Source organism: Antarctobacter jejuensis (assembly GCF_052266595.1).
GTDB lineage: Bacteria > Pseudomonadota > Alphaproteobacteria > Rhodobacterales > Rhodobacteraceae > Antarctobacter > Antarctobacter jejuensis.
In genome coordinates, this window is the sequence record NZ_JBQQXJ010000008.1 from 257,277 (window position 1) to 279,673 (window position 22,397).

Annotated in this window: 2 protein-coding genes and 3 pseudogenes; 4 read left to right on the top strand and 1 reads right to left on the bottom strand. The window is 59.4% G+C overall.

Annotation, left to right across the window (positions count from 1 at the left end; genetic code table 11):
• Window positions 1-20: 20 nt before the first annotated feature.
• The 4 genes and pseudogenes from ACTXGA_RS13975 to ACTXGA_RS13990 form a co-directional block, all read left to right on the top strand.
• Window positions 21-17,987 (top strand): CLIPPER-2 domain-containing protein, encoded by a 17,967-nt coding sequence (locus ACTXGA_RS13975; protein ID WP_443394604.1) that lies wholly within the window; start codon window positions 21-23, stop codon window positions 17,985-17,987.
• Between the two features lie 12 nt (window positions 17,988-17,999).
• Window positions 18,000-21,485 carry a hypothetical protein gene (locus ACTXGA_RS13980; protein WP_443394606.1) on the top strand — a complete coding sequence of 1,162 codons (3,486 nt, stop codon included), beginning with the start codon at window positions 18,000-18,002 and terminating at the stop codon, window positions 21,483-21,485.
• A gap of 65 nt (window positions 21,486-21,550) precedes the next feature.
• A pseudogene (locus ACTXGA_RS13985) lies at window positions 21,551-22,071 on the top strand (transposase); the annotation flags it as partial.
• A pseudogene (locus tag ACTXGA_RS13990) lies at window positions 22,061-22,198 on the top strand (ATP-binding protein); the annotation flags it as partial. The pseudogenes ACTXGA_RS13985 and ACTXGA_RS13990, both read left to right, overlap by 11 nt.
• Window positions 22,199-22,272: 74 nt before the next feature.
• Here the strand turns inward: ACTXGA_RS13990 and ACTXGA_RS13995 are convergent.
• Window positions 22,273-22,397 (bottom strand): annotated as a pseudogene (locus ACTXGA_RS13995) (transposase); the annotation flags it as partial.

The window sequence follows — 22,397 nt, forward strand, 5'->3', positions numbered from 1 at the left end:
TAACTAAGACAACTGTCCGTATGCTGCTTGCTGGTCTCGCGATGACTTGGTCGAGTATTGCGGGCGCAACGCCCTTCACTACAACGGTTCCCGGTACATCAATCGTACTGCCCGACGACTACCCGGAGGCGGGCGGGGTCGCGATTGTCTTGGTCGGGCTCAACGGCAACCTCTACTATCAGTTTTCAGATCCGACCGGCGCCTTTGTCGGGTTCCAGAACAGGGGCACGCCGGTCGCCTTTCGCGGGAACCCTTTCACAATCAACGACCCGATCAGCCTCGACTGTGGGTTCTCAAGTTGTTCGGACTACTTCGGCGGTGGTCTGGCGAGAGTTCACATTCGCTTTTCGGCTTATGATGGGGATACACAGCCGCGCGGGTTCGACGAAAACGACATCTCTCTGATTCTAAATGGATACAACGTCGGAAGCTGGTCCGGTTTTACCACCGAAATTACCAACACCGACGGAACACAAAGCTTTGGTTTTACCACTGGGTTTGGCAACAACACCTTCAATACAGGCTGGTTCAGTTCGACGAACTCTGCGCTGCTCAACAACATTCTAGCAACTGGGCAGACTGTCACTCAGGTCTATGACGATGACCCGAACGACAACTATTGGGATTTCACGCGGGGGCCATCTTTGACCAACCCGGCCATTGTGACCGTCGCCCCTGGGTACACGCTGGAGAAAACGGCGCCCACGAGCGCGTTCGCTGCGGCAGGTGAATCCGTTGTGTTCACCTATGAGATCGCCAACATCGGCTCTGTCCCGATCCGCAATATTTCGGTGTTCGACGATCAGATTGGTGCGGTGTCTTGCGCCGACACGGTTATTCTGGATCGCCCCAGGGGGTCTCCAGCCCCTGACACCACGACCTGTACAGCAACCTATGTCACAACGCAGGCTGATGTGGACCGTGGCTTTGTCACAAATATCGCCAATGCAGAGGGAACGCCCGATTTCGGTACCTTGGGTGCCCTGACAGATGATTGGACGCTGACCGGTCCGGCGGCAAATCCGGTGCTCTTCTTCGACAAGGCTACCACGGCAGCCAGTTTTGGCGCGGCAGGCTCTACGGTGCCTTACACCTTTTCCGTGCGAAACGACGGCAATGTTACCTTGTCGAACGTCTCGATCAGCGATCCGCTCCTGCCGGGGTTGACTTGCATTGTACCAAATCTGGCCCCGGGCGACGACTTTCTCTGTTCGGGTAGCTATGCCGTTCGACAGACAGATGTGGATGCGGTGGCGGCAAACCCGGCGTACACGCTGGACAATACGGCAACTGCGAGGGCGGAAGCACCTGACGGTACAACGCTGACCGAAACGGACAGTGTCAGCCTTCCCGGCGACACGCCGGTCCTGGATCTGCTACTGGAAAAGGTTGCGCTGACAGCGGACTACGATGCCTTAGGGGATATTCTGCAGTACGAGTTTCGGGTTACCAACTCTGGGACCGTGACTTTTCCTGTGGCGCCGACGATTTCGGATACTCTCACCGGCGGGGCGGTCTGTCCGTCCGGCGCGGTCGCTCCCGGTGCGCAGATCATCTGTACGGCAAGCTATGCGGTCTCTCAGGCGGATCTGGACGCCGGTGAAGTCTTCAATGACGCGACTGCCGAGATCACTGTGGGCGCTGAAACTGCCAGTGACGACGATACTGCCACGGTTCTTGCCGTACGCAGAACCGGTCTAACACTCGACAAGCGACTGGCCTCGGGCTCGGCCACGTCGTTTTCTGCTACCGGTGTGGCGCTGGTCTACGACTATGTGCTGAGCAATACCGGCAGTGTCACTCTGACAACGCCTGTGGTGACGGATGACCGCGTGGCCGTCACCTGCGCGGATTCCGTGATTGCACCTGGGAGCAGCATCACCTGCACGTCGCTCGTTTATGGCACAACACAGGCCGATCTCGACGCTGGCGCCGTGACGAACACAGCGAGCGCCAGCGCCACAGCCGCAGGCCCGGCTGCCGAACTGGTGAACAGCAATAGTGACAGCGTCACGGTGACCGCGACGCAGCGTCCGGCTTTGGCTCTCGAAAAAACCGCGCCCGTGGTCGATGCCTCGGGCTTTCAGGTGGGCGAGACGATCACCTACAGCTTTGAAGTTACGAACTCGGGCAACGTGACCTTGACCTCGGCACTGACCGGCGTGGGCGAGGTCAGCATCGACGATGACAAGATCGGAACATTCGTTTGTGGTCCGCTGCCTCTGAATGTGGGCGACAGCCTGTCCTGTACTGCGGATTACACTTTGACAACTGCGGATATCCTTGCGGGAACGGTGGTCAATACCGCGACCGCCGAGGCCGGGGCGGTCACTTCGTCCGAGGACAGTGCACAGGTCACTCCAAGTTTGAACCCGGGTGTGACACTTGCAAAAAGTGCTGTCACTGCTTCGGTCAACGCCACTGGCGACACGATCAACTATAACTTTCTGATTACCAACAGCGGCGACACGCAAATCCTCCTGCCTGATCAGCCGATCTCTGTCATCGACCCGACGCTCAACGAAGCAGCCGACTGCTCGGCACAGCCCGCGATCTTTGACCCGGGCGACAGTTTTGTCTGCACAGGTTTCCGTACCGGGGTAACTCAGGCAGAGCTTGACGCCGGTCAGGTGGATAACACCGCCACGGCGCGGTTTTCCTATACCGCAGGTGGGGCACCGGTCGTCTTCCGCTCGAATTCAAGCCGCGCGAGCGTGCCAGTTCTGGCCGCTCCGGCCATGATCTTTGCCAAGAATGGCCCGGTTCAGTACACGGTCGTTGGCGATCTTCTGACCTACACCTTCTCAGCGCAAAACACCGGCAACGTGACCTTGGTCGAGGTTACGGTGAGCGATCCGCTCATCCCCGGGCTGAACTGCGTTCTTTACAACATTGCGCCCGGTTCCAGCGACAGCTGTACCGGCACATATTCCGTCCAACAGTCGGATGTGGATCGTGAGACCATCGACAACGTGGCCACGGCCGTTGCGGTACCTGCTCAAGGGGGGCAGTTGACGCAGACCGACACCCACAGCACGGCGATCGATCCGCTGGCCGCAACCATGCTCCTTGCGTTGGACAAGGTGGCGGACCGCACCACGTTCGGGGCGGTTGGTGATGTCATCACCTACACCTTTAATGTCGAGAATACCGGCACGCAGACGCTGACCAGCGTGACAGTGACCGACGCGCTGGATCCCGGCTATGCCTGCCTGATCCCAAGCATCGCCCCCGGAACAACAGACAGCACTTGTCTCTATCGCCACAGCGTTTCGCAGGCCGATATAGATGCGGGTCAGGTCGTGAACGTCGGCTCAGCCCAGAACGCGGATGTCGGACCGGTCATTGATGGTGAGGCGGTTTCTGGCCCGGCGCGCTTGGCAGCCTTCACCTTCGACAAGAGTGCGCCGTCCAGTTTTTCGGCCGTTGGGGATGTTATCAATTTCACTTTCGCGGTCAGCAACACCGGGAATGTGACCCTGAACAGTGTCGTCGTGAACGACCCGTTCTTCGGTTCGCCGGTCAGTTGCACCCTTTCAGACCTTGCGCCGGGAGCCACGGATACCAGTTGCACCGCAAGCTACACGATCCAGCAGTCGGACATCGACGCCGGCCAAATCACCAATAGCGCGACAGCCGACGTGACGGTGCCGGCGGGCGTGGCGGCCCCAGCCCAGAAAAGCGATACAGTAACGGTTTCAGGCCCGGCGGAGGCGGCTTCGGTCGAGTTGGTCAAAATGTCCGCTGACGGCGTATATTCTAGCGCGACGGACACCGAAGTCTTTACCTTTACCGTTACCAACACCGGCAACGTCACGCTGACTGGACTGCGTGTTGAAGATACAGATCTTGGTCTGGATTGTGTGGTTGATGACCTGTTGCCGGGCGCGTCGGCGACAACCTGCACGGGCGGCGCCGCATTGACGGCCACCAAGTCTTTCGAGCAGGCCGATGTTGATGCGGGTAGCTATACCAACACGGCGACAGTTTCAGGCGTTTCTGCGGTGCTTGGAACAAGTGTTGCGGACACTGCAATCGAAACGGTGAAGGGTCCGGTGCAAGTGCCCGCCATTTCGCTTGTCAAATCCAGCACCTTCACGGGAACACTTGAAACGGTCGGTCAGGTCCTGACGTACGACTTCGTCGTGACGAATACTGGCAACATCACTTTGACGTCAGAGATATCTATCAGCGACGGATTGATACCTTCGGTTTCTTGTCCGACGCTGCCAGCCGGCGGGGTTGCGCCGGGCGGGACCTATACCTGTACCGGATCCTACCGTGTGAACCAGGCGGATCTCGATTCCGGTCAGGTTTTGAATTCAGCTCAAGCCTCCGTGACCCAGGCCGTGATCCCGCAGAATCCAGGTGATCCTGCTTCGGTCACCGTATCCTCGAACACGGATTCCGCCACCGTAACTGTGGACCAGCAGCCCGCGCTGCGTATCGTCAAACGTGTGAAAACGGGTAGCGAGGCCAGCTTTGACGCGCCCGGCGACACGGTGACATTTGAGTATGTGGTCACGAACATCGGCAACGTCACGACCACAGATCCGATCGAAGTGATCGACGACAAGATCCCCGGCACCTTGACCTGTTCCGCTTTGCCGCTGGCTCCTGGCGGGCAAGTAACCTGTGAGCAGAACTGGACGGCAACCCAGGCTGATATCGATGCCGGTGAGGTCACAAACGTGGCGACCGCTGACACGGTTTACGACGGAAGTCCCGTGCAATCGGCGCCGCGCAGCGTGACTCTGAATGCTGTGCAGAGTCCCTCTCTGGCCATCGTCAAGACTTTTGACCCCGCTGGTTCCAGCAACCCCACCCGTTTCGTGCCCGGCGATACGCTGAGCTATGACATTGTCGTCACAAACGACGGCAACGTGACGGTCGCAGCGCCGATTAGCCTGACCGACAACCTCGCAACACCCTCTTGTCCTCCAGTGCCCGGCGGCGAACTGGCGCCCGGAGACACATTGATCTGTACCGCGACACATACGGTCACTTTGCAGGACGTTCAGCTTGGTTCCGCCACCAACGTCGTCTACGCGACCGGGTCGTTCGACGGGGCGTCGGTGCGCTCGCCCAGTGATGACGCAATCTTCCCGGTTGATGCGCTGCCAGCGCTGTCCCTGCTGAAAGAGGCCCTGCCAACCAACGTGCCTTTCAGTGCAGTGGGGCAGGTGGTCACTTACCGCTATACCGTCCGCAACACCGGCAACGTTGCGTTGACAGAGGTTATCACGATCGAAGATGACGTGATGGGCTCTTTGGCATGTCGTGCGGCGGGGACTTTTGTGCCGTATTATCCGACGCCCGGCGACACCACGGTTGTCGACCCGGCCGGAGAGCACGTGTGTGAATTCCCCTATGCGATCAAGCAGGCCGATCTGGACTTGGGCAGCGTTACCAACAACGCCAGCGCCACCACGGTCTACGCCCCACTGAGCCCGAACCCCGTGAATGTGGTGTCGCCGCGTGCAACCGAAGTGATCGCCGCAACACAGGTCGAAAGCTTGACTGTCGCCAAGACGATGACCACCACTCTTTCCGGTGGCGTGGCACGTGTGGGTGACGTGCTTACCTATCAGATCACAGCCACAAACGATGGCAACCAGACACTGTCGTCGGTTGCGCTCTCAGACGATCTCGTGCCGGACCTGACCTGCACGGTCGGCGGTTCTCCTGCAGGCGTGAACGTGATGCTTACGCCGACCTCGGCGCTGGTTTGCACTGGCACCTATACCGTCAGTCAGTCGGACATTGACAACCAGGTACTCAGTAATACAGCCGATGCCACCGCGACGGATCCCCAAGGTGAAACGGTTACTGGCACCGATACGCACAACCAGCCGCTTGTTGCACCGATTTCGGCCATCGAAACGGTCAAAGTGATCACTCCGGATCCTGGTGGCGATGCCGCCTTCACCGACCCGGGCCAACCGCTGACCTTTACCATAACCGTCACGAACACAGGCAATGTCACGCAAGCAAGTACCGTCGTGACCGATAGCCTGCCGGTCGCGCCCGCTTCTTGCACGCTCAGGGCGCTGGCCCCCGGTGAGAGCGAGTCCTGTGTCTTTACCTATGAGGTGACCCAGGCGAACATTGATGCTGGCAGCCCGGATGGATCAACGGTCTACGCCGGCTTCACAAATGTGGCTACGGCAACCGCGACTCCGGTGAACCCTGCGCTGCCGATTGCGACAGACGATGGTGAGGTTTTCGTTCGGGGCCCCGACCTTGAACCTATGTTGACGCTGGTCAAGGAGTCGACGACATCGACGATTACTGCGGCGGGGCAAGTGGTCGACTACCGGTTTACCATCGCCAATATCGGCAACGTGACCCTGACCGAAGTGCCGGTCATCACAGACGACAAAATCGGCACCTTCACCTGTGATGGCATGCCCGCGGGGGGAATTGCTCCCTCCGAATTCTACAGCTGCACGCGCTCTTATCTCGTGACGCAGGCGGACATGGACGCAGGCGAAGTTACCAACGTCGCCAGCGCTGACAGTTCCGAAGTGCCGGTTTCGGCGACCGTCAACCTCACCATCCCTGTCGTCCAGTCTCCGGCGCTGACGTTGGATAAACTGGCCGACTCGACCACTGGTCTTCTTCTCGGGCAGAGTGTCACCTATTCCTATACGGTGGTGAACACCGGGAATGTTACTCTCACAAATGTTGGTATCGCAGACCTTCATACCTCTGCTGCCGGAACCGTGCCTCTGACAGTCAGCGGTGAGGTGCTAACCAGCGACGTGAACGAAGTCGGTACGTCAACCGATGCCCTTTCCGGAGATGGAACCTGGTCGATTTTGGCCCCGGGCGACACCGTCAAATTCACAGCGACCTATGTGGTCACTCAGGCCGATCTGGATGCTCAGACGGATCTGACAAATGTCGCGATGGCCACCGGGACCGGCCCTCTGGCCAGTGGTTCCGCTACGGATACTGCTACTGAGGTCGTAACCCCCGTCACAAAGCTTCCTTCTCTGGCGTTGACCAAGACAGCGGACGACAGCGCGCTGAGCGATCCTGTCGTTCTGGGTCAGGAGATCGTCTTTACGATCACGGTCGAAAATACGGGCAACGTGACCCTGACACCGCCCGTTCTGACGGACACGCTGACAGATGCGAACGGCGATGCGTTGGCCCTGACGCAGGCCCCCAGCCTGACGGGTGGCGATGACGGCGACAGCCTCTTCGAGGTCGGCGAGACCTGGGTTTACACTGCGACCTTTGCCGTCAACCAGCAGGCGCTGGATGCCGGTGGTGTAGAAAACACCGTGACGGCCACGGCGGACGATCCGCAGGGCGCTCCGGCGACCGGAGATTTGCCGGCGCCGGTCGTGGTTCCGGTGCCGCAGGCCCCGTCGCTGGCGGTGGTGAAGTCCTCGGTTCTGAACGATGGCGGCGATGGCCGGGCGGATGTGGGGGATACGATCACCTACACCTACGTGGTGACGAACACCGGCAACGTGTCGCTATTCGATGCGACGGTGTCCGAGACCGGGTTTGCCGGCGCGGGGACAGCGCCGGTGCCGGCCTACGCCTCAGGCGGGACGGATCTGGATGCCGACACCGTGGTGGATGACATTGCGGTGGGCGGCACAATCACTTTCACCGCGACTTATGCGCTGGTGCAGGCGGACATCGACGCGGGAACCGTAACCAATCAGGCAACGGCGCGTGCCAATGACCCGGCCGGTGCGCCGACAAGCGACCCGTCTGGCGCCACCAACGGTGATGACGATCCGACCAGTACGCCAATTGCGAACGCTCCCGCGTTGCAGGTCACCAAGACAGCGGATGACAGCGCGCTGAGCGATCCTGTCGTTCTTGGTCAGGAGATCGTCTTTACGATCACGGTCGAAAATACGGGCAACGTGACCCTGACAGCGCCCGTTCTGACGGACACGCTGACCGATGCGAACGGCGATGCGTTGGCCCTGACGCAGGCCCCCAGCCTGACGGGTGGCGATGACGGCGACAGCCTCTTCGAGGTCGGCGAGACCTGGGTTTACACTGCGACCTTTGCCGTCAACCAGCAGGCGCTGGATGCCGGTGGTGTAGAAAACACCGTGACGGCCACGGCGGACGATCCGCAGGGCGCTCCGGCGACCGGAGATTTGCCGGCGCCGGTCGTGGTTCCGGTGCCGCAGGCCCCGTCGCTGGCGGTGGTGAAGTCCTCGGTTCTGAACGATGGCGGCGATGGCCGGGCGGATGTGGGGGATACGATCACCTACACCTACGTGGTGACGAACACCGGCAACGTGTCGCTATTCGATGCGACGGTGTCCGAGACCGGGTTTGCCGGCGCGGGGACAGCGCCGGTGCCGGCCTACGCCTCAGGCGGGACGGATCTGGATGCCGACACCGTGGTGGATGACATTGCGGTGGGCGGCACGATCACCTTCACCGCGACTTATGCGCTGGTGCAGGCGGACATCGACGCGGGAACCGTAACCAATCAGGCAACGGCGCGTGCCAATGACCCGGCCGGTGCGCCGACAAGCGACCTGTCTGGTGCCACCAACGGTGATGACGATCCGACCGCAACTTTCATCCCTGGTACCCCGGCACTGGAAGCCACGAAGACAGCGATCACCACCGGACTGAGCGATCCCGTCGCGGCAGGTGACGCAGTTACCTTTGTGATTTCCGTCCAGAATACCGGAAACGTTTCGCTTGCAAGTGTCGCTTTGGCTGACGATTTCCGAAGCCGTGACGGCGCACTCCTGAGCCTGTCACCGGCTCTTGTGTCCGGAGATGGCGGCACAGCTGACGTACTCGACGTCGGCGAAACATGGGAATACCGGGCCAGTTATCTACTGACACAAGCGGATCTGGACGCGGGTGGCGTGCAGAACCAGGTGACTGTCTCGGCGCAGGCGCCGTCGGGTGCAATTGTGAGCGACGTGTCGGATGATGGCGATGACACGGACGGCGACACCACGGGCGACCCGACTTTGGTCAATGTACCGGGACGCCCTGCCGCCACTTTGGCAAAGGCTTTGGCGGCGAGCAGCCCCGATCCCTTCGACGCCGTGGGCGATGTTTTGAGCTACCAATTCACGTTCACCAACACCGGAAATATTACCATCACGGCACCGGTGCGCGTTTCTGATCCATTGCTGGCAGGGCAGGGGGTGGCGATCACTTGCGCCGCTCCACCGCTGGCTCCGGGCGCAAGCCTGATTTGTACCGGCGACTATACTGTCACACAGGCCGATCTGGACGCTGGGGTAGTCAATAACACCGCAAGCGCCAGCCTTATCCAACCGGTTGTTCCGGCCAATCCCGGCGAACCGACAGAAGTCTCCGTAACTGCGGACAGCAACGCCGTTACCGTTTCGGCAGATCAGAAACCCGCCCTGACTATTGCCAAGGCGCTTTCGGCAACCTCTGCAGTCAGTTTCGACGCCGTGGGGGACCTGCTGTCCTACGATTACACCGTGACGAACGGCGGTAACGTGACGCTGACTGGCGCAATCGCCGTCGACGATGACCGGATCGGAACGGGTCTGGCTTGTGGAACAACCTCCTTGGCGCCGGGCGAAAGCACCACCTGTACCTATGCCTACACGATCACCCAAGCCGATCTGAATGCAGGCGAAGTCACCAACACGGCCATCGCGCTTGGTTCATACAAAGGCAGCCCGGTGATTTCAGGTTCGAATGATGTCACCGTGCCGGGTATTCAGTCGCCCGAATTGACCGTGGTAAAGGAACTGGTTTCGGCGACGCCTGATGCGTTCGACACCGGAACTGTTCTGGACTACCGGTTTACGGTGACAAACCCCGGCAACGTGACCCTGACAGGCCCGCTGACAATCAATGACAGCCTTGTCGATAGTGTTTCCTGCGCACCGCTGGTCGGCAATGAGGTGCAGCCGGGCGAGACGGTTCTGTGCACCGCTCGATACGTGATCGAAGAGGCAGACCTTGCAATTGGTGCGATCACGAACCTTGCCAGCGCCACGGCGACGTTTGAAGGGGTTCCTGTCACATCGCTGATCGACGATGCCATTTATCCGGTAGATGCCGTTCCGGCGATTACCTTGGTCAAGGACAGCATCCCAGCTGACGTCACCTATTCTACCGTTGGTGACGTACTGACCTACAGCTATACGATCGCCAACACATCGAACGTCGGATTCGACCAGGCGATATCGATCACTGATGACCGTCTCGATGCGCCTTTCATCTGCCATGACCCGGCGACCAGCGGTGTCCTGAACGTCGGCGATACGACCAGTTGCACTGCAACCTATACCGTCACGCAAGCGGATCTTGACGGTGGCGAGGTGACAAACGAGGCTGTCGCGTCGACCATTTTCGCCCCTGGGACCGTCAATGAACGGTCCGTGGTGTCGAACCCCGCAACCAAGACGGTTCCGGCGGATGCAATGCCCGAATTGACGCTTGAGAAAGTGGTTTCGGATGCGCCGACTGCGGCCGTAGCAGGCGATGTGGTGACCTTTACGATCACCGCCAGCAACACCGGAAACCAGACCATTGCAGGGGTCACAATCTCCGACGCGCTTCTGCCGACGTTGACCTGCACCGTAGAGGGTCTTGCCGCGCCGGCAAATGTTTCGCTGGCCCCAGGGGCCGCTTTGGTCTGTACGGGAACCCATACGGTCTTGCAGGCTGAAATGGACGCCCAGCGACTGGTCAATACTGCCTCTGTTCGAGGCAGCGACCCTGAAGGCGACGATGTCACTGCTAGTGGCGATGCCGAAGTGACGCTTGCTGCGCCAGATCCGATCCTTCGCGTCGTCAAGGCCGTTTCGCCTCAGCCAGCAGCAGGTCAGCCCACGTTCACGAAGCCGGGAGATATTGTCGAATTCCTGATTACCGTCATCAATGATGGCAACGTCAGCATCGACGACATCACCGTCACCGACAATTTGCCGATCACTCCCGCCACATGTGACGTGGGATCTTTGGAGCCCGGTAAACAGGACACCAGTTGTCTGGTCACATACTTGGTGACGCAAGCGGATGTGGATGGTGCACCCGGCGATGGTTTTGGATCGGTTCTCAATATCGCGACAGCAACGGGCACGACACGGTCGCCCGATGCCTCGGAAGTGACCGGCGAAGGCCGTGTCACTGCACGCGGCCCGGACGCTGAGCCTGCGCTGGCGATGGTAAAAAGCGCCTCGAGTTCTGCAATCACCGCAGCGGGAGAGGTAATCAGTTACAGCTACCTTGTCACGAACAGCGGTAACATCACCCTGACCGATCCTGTCCGGGTTGCGGACGACCGTATCGCACTGGTGGATTGCCCCGAGATGCCAGCCGGTGGATTGGCGCCTCTGGCGACCCTGACCTGCACAGCGGACTACGCAGTAACGCAGGCGGATGTGGACGCGGGTGAGGTGACGAACATCGCCACCGCGTTCTCCGATCAGGTTGTGGCCCCGGCGATCCCGGGCACCGAAACGGACACTGTGACGATCCCGGTCATCAAATCTCCGTCGCTGTTGCTGGAAAAAGTGGCGTCGGAGACTGTCGATGTTGGCGCTGGAACCGTGATCGCCTACACCTATCGTATCACTAACAACGGCAACCAGACGTTGACCCGCGTTGGCGTCTCCGATCAGCACACTTCTGCCGCGGGCACTATCGCGTTGCCAATTGTTGGAGATGCTCTGGAGACGGACGCAGCGCCGGTAGGGGACAGCACCGATGCGGCGGAAGATGCTGTCTGGGATGTATTGCGTCCCGGCGATGTCGCGGTCTTCAGGGCCAGTTACTCCGTCACTCAGGCGGATATCGACACGCAGGTTGCGATCGTTAACACGGCCACGGTCAACGCGACCTCTCCGGATGGGGCGATCGCTCCTCAGGAGGTGACCGTGACAATTCCGGTGGCGCAAGCCGCCCCGGCCCTGACTTTTGAAAAGCTCGCCTCGGAAACCGGTGATCTTACTGCGGGCACGGTGGTCACTTATACCTATCGCCTCACCAATTCGGGCAACCAGACCCTGACCGGCCTCGCGATCTCTGATCAGCACACGTCGGCAGCAGGCACGGTCGCACTGGTGCCGGGCGGCGACGCGCTGGAAACCGATGCGGCGCCAGCGGGCGACAGCATTGATGCAGGCGTAGACGCGGTTTGGGATGTGCTAAGCCCCGGTGATGTCGCGACCTTCACGGCCAGCTATATCGTCACTCAGGCCGATATCGACGCGCAGGTGATGGTCGCGAACACGGCCACGGTCGCCGGGACCGGACCGGGTGCAACACCGGTGACCGAAACGGCGGCGGTATCTTTGCCTGTCGCGGTGGCGCGGCCACAGTTGACCGCTCTCAAGATCCTTGATGACAGCACTCTTTCCGTACCGCCGCTTGCAGGTGATGTGGTCGGCTTTGACATCACGGTCACGAACACCGGCAACCAGACGCTAGACACCGTTTCGCTGATCGAAAGCCTCCGTCGAAATGACGGAACCCCGGTCCCCCTGATTAATCCACCGGTGCTGACCGGCGGAGATGCGGGCAACTTGGGCGTGATGGAGATCGGGGAAACATGGACCTATCGTGTTGAATACGTCCTGACGCAGGCGGACATCGACGCCGGAGGCATCACCAACAGTGTCGTGGCTCGAGCTTTGTCACCAAATGATACACTGGTGCAGGATGTGTCTGACAACGGTACGGTGGGCGGAACCGACGATGATCCTGTTGTCATCACAATCACGCCGGTGCCTGAACTTATCGCAGAAAAAACCGTGAGCACGTCGGCGACAGAACTGGGTGAGGTTGTCACTTTCACGCTTACGCTGACAAATGCGGGCAACGTGACGCTCAGTGACGTGGCAATCGTCGAGGAGAGCCTGACGCGCCTCGACGGAAGCGTGATCACACCTGCACCCTTGCCGGTCTTCTTTGGGGCGGATCAGGGATCCGGTGCCGGAACGCTCTTGCCTGGAGAGGTTGCGACCTACCGCGTCAGCCACCGTCTGACGCAGGCCGACATCGACGCCGGAGGCTTGTCCAATACGATCCGCGCCATTGGGACGCCACCGGTTGGCGGTCCGATCTCGGATCGTCCGGATACGCCGGCCGTTCAGGTGATCCCGCCGGCCCCCGCCATCTCATTGCTCAAGGAGTTGGCACCGGGGGCGCCGGCAAGTTTCGACGCGGTCGGTACCGAGATCCCCTATCTCTTTACGGTGGCGAACGCGGGTAACGTGACGCTGACCGGAGCGGTCACTGTCGACGATCCTCTTTTGTCTGCAGCCGGTGTCACCCCGGTCTGCGAGCCGGTTCCTGCGGACGGACTGGCCCCCGAAAGCACTGTGACCTGTACCGCGATACTGACCGTGACGCAGGCCGATATCGACGCGGGTGCCATTGTTAACACAGCGACTGCCACTCTGGCGGGCCAGACGTCCGCCCTTTCGACAGTCACGATCACAGCTGCACAGCGCCCCGAGCTTTCACTGGACAAAATCGCGCCAGATATGCCTGCCGCAGCTTTCGTTGTCGGCGCTGATGCGACCTATCAATTTGTCACAACAAACACCGGGAACGTCACTGTGACGGATCCCATTACGGTGGTGGACAGCCTCATTCCCGCCGCCGAGATGACCTGTGAGGCATTTCCTCCGGGCGGACTTTCGCCCGGCGCGACGTGGACCTGCACAGGTACGTATACGGTGACGGCGACGGATGTGGATCTGGGAAGCGTCACCAATGTCGCATATGCAACAGATGGCTCCGTGAACTCACCACTTGACGACGCGATTATTCCAAACACGGGGATCCCTGCGCTGTCGATCGACAAGATCGCTGGCGTGACAGAATTTTCCGCCGTTGGCGACGTCGTGCCTTTCACCTTCCTCGTCACCAATTCAGGCACGCGTGCCTTCGCCAGAACTGTCACTGTCAGGGACACGCTGCTGGGAGAATTGGCCTGCTTTACCCCTTCGGGCGTGGATCCCGACCTGATTGCCGGAGAAAGTGTCACCTGCTCAGGCGCCGTTACAATCACTCAACAGGATCTTGACCGGGGCTTTGTTGTTAACGAGGCGTATGCTCAGACCACCTTTGGTGCGGACGACACTCTGGTGCTCTCTGGGGCCGATCTGGTGCGAGTGGACGGACGTCTTGCTCCGGCTCTGGACATCGTCAAGACTGTGTCACCCTTGCCAGTCAGCGGCGCGGGTCACCTCCTGACCTTCACTGTCACGGTAACAAACACTGGCAACCAAACGATCTCCAATGTGGTGGCGCGTGATCCACTGCTGTCAGGGTTCTCTTGCGAAGCGGTGGCTCTGATTCCCGGTGAACAATTGGTTTGCAGTCAGAATTATACGGTTAGTCAGGCAGACATTGATCGAGGAACTCTGGTGAATCAGGCCAGTGTTCAAGGTGTGGACCCGCAAGGCGACGCTGTGACTGATGACGTCACGTTGCCTGTCGACCTGCCTGCGGCAACCCCGGGTTTGTCTTTGGTCAAAAGAGCGACGCCGTCGCCATTCGGCCCTGTCGGATCGACCCTCACCTACCTGTTTGCGGTCGAGAATACCGGCAACTTGACGTTGGCTGATCTTCTCGTAACAGATCCCCTGCAGCCTACCTATAGCTGCACGATCGCGTCGTTGACGCCGGGCGAAACCGACAACTCTTGCAGCTTGGCGGTGACGGTGACGCAGGAAATGGTGGACGCTGGAGTGCAAATCAACAGCGCAACCGTCACAGGTCGCACACCTTCCGGGGCTCCCATTTCCGTTTCGGACAGGATAATCACCAATGGTCCATTGCAGGTGCCGGGCCTTGTCGCGACGAAGACCCTTGTACCGGGCACAAGTTCTGCCGCAGGCCATCCCGTGGCTTATCGCCTGACGGTCGAGAATACCGGCAACGTCACGCTTTTTGGCGTCTCGGTTTCCGACGTGATGACCGACGGAGACGGCAATCCGATCACTCTGGACGCGCCTTTTGCCTTGTTGGCTTCTTCAGATTCAGATCGAGACGGCGCTCTGGATGTCGACGAGACTTGGGTCTTCACGGCACAGCGTACCCTAACACAACCCGATCTCAATTCAGGAGCGCTGACCAACCAGGTGACGGTCACTGCAACAGACCCGAGTGGCGCCACGCTTCGCGACATTTCGGATGACGGTATCGATAACGATGGCGACAGGGACGGGGATCCCACCGTTTTCACGGTTGTTGACGGGCCCGAATTGACCGTGGTCAAACGTGTGACTCAGGAGGGCAATGCCCCCGGCGACGTCGTTATTTTCGAAATTACGGCAACCAATACGGGCAATCTGGACCTGACCGACATCGATGTGGTCGACAGTCTGACGCGCGTAGACGGCAACATACTGCCCGTCAGCATTGCTGCATTGAGTGTGCCAGCTACGATATCCCCCGGCGAGGTGGCGATCTGGCAAGTCACGCACGTGCTCACACAGGCGGATGTGGATGCCGGTGGCATCACGAATGCTGCGGTGGCCAAAGCCACGGCACCCGACGGGGCGCAGCTCAGCGACATTTCTTCGGATGATGATCTGACTGACGGAAACACAACAGACGACCCCACCGACGTGCTTCTCCTGCCTCAACCCGGACTGACCGTCATCAAGACGGTACTGGACACCGGGACCTCGGTCGGAGATTCGGTGACTTTCCAGATTGCAGTGAAAAATACGGGTTCCGTGACATTGTCGGACATTTCGCTGGCGGATGAGATGACAAATCTTGACGGCAACGATGCGAGAAGTCTGACCCCGGTATTCGTCTCGGCTGACGGGACGCCGCCGTCTGCCGAAGGCACGTTGGCGCCCGGTGAGACAGCGCTTTATCAGGCCACCGGCACCTTGACGCTGGAAGACATCGACGCCGGCGGACTAGTGAACTCTGCAACGGTCGTGGCAAGGACGCCGCAGGGGGGCACGATCAGGGATGTTTCCGATGACGATGGTACTGGCATTGACGATCCGACCATTGCACCGATTACGCCGCTGCCCTCGTTCGACATTGTCAAAGATCTCGTCGCGCTGTCGAACCTCTTTCCAACAGTCGAGCAGGCGACGTTCACCATCACCGTCATCAATACAGGCAACCTGACGCAGACCGGCATCCAGGTGCAGGACGATCTTGCGGCTTTCTTGTCGCCGGCTGTGTTGCTGGGCGACACGTATCCGGTTGAAATCTCAGTCTCCGGATTTGCGGGAACGGGAGCGGCCAATGCGGGATTTGACGGAATTGCGGACATTGATCTGCTCTCCGCAGGTGCGGAGCTTGCTCCGGGGGCAACAGGCACGATCACACTGACCGTGGTCTATTCCACTGCCGCCGGACAGCCGGGATCGCCCAACACGGCATCCGTCACGTCGGATCAACTGATCACACCGACAGATGCGCACGTAACAGTCCTGAGCACAGACACGGATGGAGATGGCATTCCCGACAGGCTAGAGACGGGGGATCGTGACGGTGACGGAATTCCGGATGCGCAGGATTATGACCCGACGGGCTATTTCTACTGTGAAGAGGACGGACGAATCCTGACCGGTGGTCTTGTTACAGTGAGCGGAAATGGGTTCACTCAAACCGGTGTCGGTATTTCGGGTCCGATCACTGTGATCCGCGACGGGTCGCTGGGGTTCTATCAGTTCCACGTAAACCAACCCGGGTCCTATACGCTGAGTTTCGGGTATCCGTCGATGGGCGTACCTTCAGCCAGCCGCCTTCCGGGTGCACCTTTGGACGCGACGACGCTTTTGCCCGCCAACCCTGCGGCGCTTGGATCGACAGAAGCGGGAACCAGCGGCGTCCTTATTGACTTCACCGCCGGAGCGAACCCGTTTGTGCATACCTTCGTGTTTGAGCCGGGTGATCCCTTCGTGATCAACAACAATATCCCATTGGTGCAATGCGGGGGCGCACGTGACGTCGTGGCGACGAAACAGGCCGACCGGCGAACCGCTGTCTTTGGCGAAACGGTCAACTATGCATTGACGTTCCGCAACGACACTCTGAATACCTACACCAATGCCCGCATTGTCGACCGACTGCCCGATGGGCTGGTGTATACCCCGGGAAGCGCCCGCGTCGATGGAGCCGCTCAAGAGCCAGTGCGAGGCTCCGGTCGGCTGACATGGACGACCAACCTTGCCCCGAGCGCGACGGTGACAGTGACATTCGCCGCGCGGGTGACAAACACCGGAACCTTCGGAGAGCGGACGAACCGCACATGGATAGAGCACAGCAGCGGCCGCAGGCTGTCCAACATTGCCGAGGCGACAGTAAGCGTTGAGCCTGAGCACGTCTTTGATTGCGCCGACGTGATCGGCAAGGTCTTTCATGACAAGAACGGCAACGGGTATCAGGACGGTCCTGGTACACTGGCGGAACCGATCTTGCGAGATGACTATGTTGCCGGAGGCAAGGGCAAGTTGGACAAGCTGACGCCCGAACCAAACCGTCCGGACAGAACCGAACCCGGCATACCCGGCGTACGCTTGGTGACGCCGGACGGCACGATCATCACGACAGACGAACATGGGCGGTTCAGCGTGCCATGTGCGGCACTGCCCCGCGACATTGGCACGAACTTCCAATTGAAACTGGATACACGCAGTCTGCCGACCGGTTTCCGGGTCACCACTGAGAACCCGCGTAACATCCGGGTTACCGCCGGCAAGATGGCGCGGATGAACTTTGGTGTGGCTCTGGGCAAGCTGGTCAACATTGACTTGGCCGCGGCTGCCTTCGTGCCGGGCCAGGCCGCGGCAGTGCCGGCACTGGAAGAGGCTGTGAATGGGCTGGTCCGAAAGATTGCCCGCGATCCGTCTTTCCTAAGGTTGACCTACGCGCTGGCGCCCGGTGAAAACGCCGCTTTGGCCCGCGCCCGGCTCAGAATGCTGGAAAAGGACTTCCGCCGGGCATGGCGCGGGAGAGGGACCTACAAGCTGGAGATCGAACGGCGCCTCGTTCGATCCTCACGGTAAGGGATGAGTATGATGAGTTTTGGTATCCTTTCTCGTACGGCCGCAACTGCGCTGGCCCTTGTCGTCACCGCTCAGGCCGGATCGGCGCAAGAGGTCGTGGCCTCGGGCACAGGATTTACCATAACAATTGATGACGGAAGCGCCCCTGCGCAGGTTACGCCGGACATTACAGGGCAAAGCGTTGCTGTAAGTGGCACAGGGGGGACGTTTGCACCTGAGCCCGTGGACTGGGCGCTATCTGTATCGGACATTGCGATCAGCTTTGACGGTTTGGCAATCAAGCGCCGGCTTGACGCGATCCTGCTGACCGAGGGAGAAGTCGATCCAGGGCAAGTGGTGCGCGTTCAAAGCCAACTCAACTATCCGGCTTTTGTTCAACGCGCTGAATTCCGGATCGTCGATCTTGGAGCGCGTGGTGGCCCCCGCACATTGGAGGTGATTTCCGTCGCACCGAACGGCGTTGCCGCTGTGACGGTTCCCGAGGCGCTGGATGTCGTTCTGGTGCACCGGGTCTACGACGCGCGTGGCCGATATGACGAAACCGGACCGATCCCTTTGCGTGCGCAAAAACAGGCGGCAGTGGTTCTGGGGGACCGCGCGGTCGAAGAAGGCACGTCTATGTTAGTGCGCCAACGCATCCCCGTTCACGGCGGTGCCATAACCGTTCGAGGTCAGAACGTTCCACCGGGCGCTTCTGTTGCGACGCTGGGGGAAACGCTGCGCCCCGATCCGGACGGGGCATTTGTCATTCAGCGTATCCTGCCTCCGGGCGATCACCCGGTACAGGTTGAGGTCGATGGGGTCTCCCAGCATCTATATCTTGAACGCGACGTGACAGTTCCCGCCTCGGAATGGTTCTATACCGGTACCGTGGACCTGACATTTGGTCGTCGTATGGGCAGCCCCCAAACCGCCGCAGGTGAACCTTTGCCAAGGGATTATCAGATTGGCCGCATCGCCGGGTATGCAAAAGGCAAGGTAAAGGGCGGATGGGAACTCACGCTTGGTGCCGACACGGGTGAGCGTGACCTTGACGAACTATTTGACGATTTCGACAAGAAAGACCCGTATCACACCTTGCTCAGAATGAGCCGGCAAAGCGCTTACCCAACCTATGGCGACGATTCCACGATCGAAGACGGCACGCCAACGGATGGAAAAATCTACCTAAGGGCTGAACGGGACGGCAGCCATCTGATGTGGGGTAACTTCAAATCCACCATCAGAGGCTCGTACTACTTGCGGAATGAGCGTGAACTGTATGGGTTTCAAGGACTCTACCGCAGCCCCGCTCAGACAGAGGCCGGGGAATCCCGGGTGGCTCTAGAGTTCTATGCTGCAACACCTGACCGATTGCCGGGTCGTGAAGTTTTCCGCGGAACCGGAGGGTCGGTCTATTTCCTACAGAACTCCGACATTTCATTGGGATCAGAAACAGTTTCCGTCGAAATCCGGGACAAGGACACAGGTCGGATCGTTTCGTCATCCGTTCTGACTGAAGGTCGGGACTATTACATCAACTACACTCAGGGCTCTGTCGTGCTCTCCGCTCCTCTGACGGGATCAATCGGGGGAGGGGCCGTCATCACCGATCCCGGAGGTGAGTACGATGTCCAGTTGACTGTGCAATATGAATACACGCCTGTAACCGGGCAGGTGGATGGCACCAACTATGGCGGCCGGGCCGAGGTTTGGATCAACGACTTTATTAGGCTCGGGGCCACCGGGATGGTCGAGCGCACGGGCTTCGCGGATCACGACGCTCATGGCGTTGACCTGAGGCTGCGGTATTCGGAAAATACCTACCTAGACATCGAGAAAGCGTATACCTCTGGCCCGGGATTTGGCTCATCTTATTCGTCCAACGGCGGTTTGGTCGTGTCGAACAATCCGGCGGCCAATGGCACCGGCGAGGCCTTCATGGCGCGCGGGCGTGCGGAATTCTCTGAATTGGGACTGGGCATAGAGGGCAATATCGCTGCTTATTTCGAAAAGCGCACTGCCGGGTTCTCAACGCTGGATTACCAGATCACCGACAAGGAGGAACTGTGGGGCGTTTCTGCAGAGTTCCTACCGTCAGATCGGGTTGCACTGCGTTTTTACTACGACGACTATCATGTCACCACCGGAAAGACCGTTCGTGAAGGCGGTGCTGAACTGGACTTGATCCTGAACGGCACGACCACGTTGACCTTTGCAGCAGAGCATCTGGATCGACAGGATCCGGTTGCCGCCAGTAGCGAAACTGGCAAACGCACAGACGTTGCCGCTCGTGTCACGCTAGAGCCATCCGATGATCTGGCGTGGTACTTGTTTGCCCAAGGGACGGTCGATCGTTCGGGAGGGCTGGAAAAGAACGATCGTGTCGGGGCTGGCGTACGTTTTCGGTTTGCCGAGAATTGGACGTTCGAAGGCGAATTGTCCGGCGGTTCTCTGGGAACCGGGGCGGATCTCCTGTTCACGCGACAAGGTGAAGGACAGGACAATGTCTACTTCGGCTACCGTCTGCATCCCGGACGTGACTTCTCTGGGGTTACTCTGAGCGGCGAAGATCGCGGCACATTCGTCGCGGGTGGGCGTCGTAGGATCAATGATGAAGTTGTTTACTTTGGCGAAAACACATATGACATATTTGGCCGTCACAACGCGCTGACCAGCGCATATGGCGTCGAATACAGTGCCACTGCGGCTACGACGATATTCGGCGCGCTGGAAATCGGGCGCGTTCACGATGCGGGCAACGGAGACGACTACGACCGTAATGGGGTCTCTCTGGGTCTGCGGCACGATGACGGTGACGGACTGCAGGTCCGAGGCCGGCTTGAATATCGCATCGACAATGGGCAGCTTTCCGGATCTTCGCGCGATCTAGAATCCTTGCTGTTTACTGCCGGTGTAAACTACCAGATCGATGAAGAGCGCCGCCTGATCTTCGATCTGGATTATGCCGACATCGATGCGCGCAACGCCTCCCTTCAGAATGGTACCTATATCGAGGCAACCCTTGGCTATGCCTACCGTCCGATTCTGCATGACAGGCTGAATACCCTGTTCAAGTATCGTTACCTCTACGACAGCATTGGTCAGGAAATCGACGGAACCGACCTGCGTGGTCCGCGACAGGAAAGCCACGTCTTGTCGCTGGATGCCGAATATGACCTGACCCAACGTTGGTCTTTGGGTGGAAAAGTCGGCGGGCGTTGGTCCAAGAGCGCCCCGGACGATGCATCGCCTCTCTCGCGCAATGACGCCTGGTTGCTAGTTGGTAATGCGCGCTACCATTTCGTGCACAACTGGGATGTTCTCGTTGAGGCGCGGCACCTTGAGGCAAGGCAGGCCGGGATTTCAGAGACTTCTGCGCTTGCTGCCGTATATCGCCACGTCGGTAACAACTTCAAATTCGGCTTGGGTTACAACTTTGGCTCATTCTCCGACGAATTGACGGATTTGACCTACGACGACAAAGGTGTTTTCGTGAACTTGATCGCCAAGTTCTGATGGGCATACTGGTCTTCCCCCACTGAAGTGGTCCTCCGCTATGTTTAGGTAAACGGAGGAAATACATGGCCAACAGGCGCCCCAAGCCCGAAGAGATTGTCACGAAGTTACGGCAGGTTGAGGTTCTAACGGGGCAGGGTATGCCGCGTCTGGATGAGATCCGGCAGATCGGTGTGACTGAACAAACGTATTACCGTTGGAAGAAGAAGTACGGCGGGATTAGCACGGATTAATTGAAGAAGCTGAAGCGTCTGCAGAAAGAGAATGAGCGACTGCGCAAGGCTGTTTCTGACCTGACGCTGGACAAGCTGATCCTGGCGGAAGCTGCAAAGGGAAACTTCTGAGCCCCGCTCGCCGCCGCGCTTGCATTGATCGTGTTCGCGCTGAGTTGAAGGTCTCAGAGCGCCGGGCCTGTCGTGTTCTGAAACAGCACCGATCCACGCAACGCAAAGTGCCGGTTGGACGTCCTGACGAAGACCTGTTGGTGGCCGACATGATCGAGTTGGCCAGGCAATATGGCCGATACGGGTATCGTCGGATCGCGGCGTTGCTGAGAGACGCGGGTTGGCAAGTGAATGACAACCGCGCTCCTGGACCGGCTCACTCACCGCTGCCACATCCTGGAAACCGGCAACGACAGCTACCGCTTCAAAGCCAGTTCCGAAGCCGCCAAGAAAACAAGAAAGGAGACGCCGGCATTGACCACAACATGACCGCCGAGGAATAAACAAGGGTGGGTCAAATCTCGGTGAAAAAACCGGGTCACTTCTCAGCGGAAATCAACAGGCTCGGCTTCCGATGCGCCAATGGCCATGCCAAGCACCTCTCGCCTGCCGTCCATGTTGACGCCGACGGCGATCGTGACCGCGACACTGACGATGCGACCGCCCTGGCGCACCTTCAGGTAGGTCG

What these genes read in the sequence shown, in the direction of transcription:
- ACTXGA_RS13980 (WP_443394606.1), top strand. Translation starts at nt 18,000, where the DNA reads ATGAGTTTTGGTATCCTTTCTCGTACGGCCGCAACTGCGCTGGCCCTT.
- ACTXGA_RS13975 (WP_443394604.1), top strand. Translation starts at nt 21, where the DNA reads ATGCTGCTTGCTGGTCTCGCGATGACTTGGTCGAGTATTGCGGGCGCA.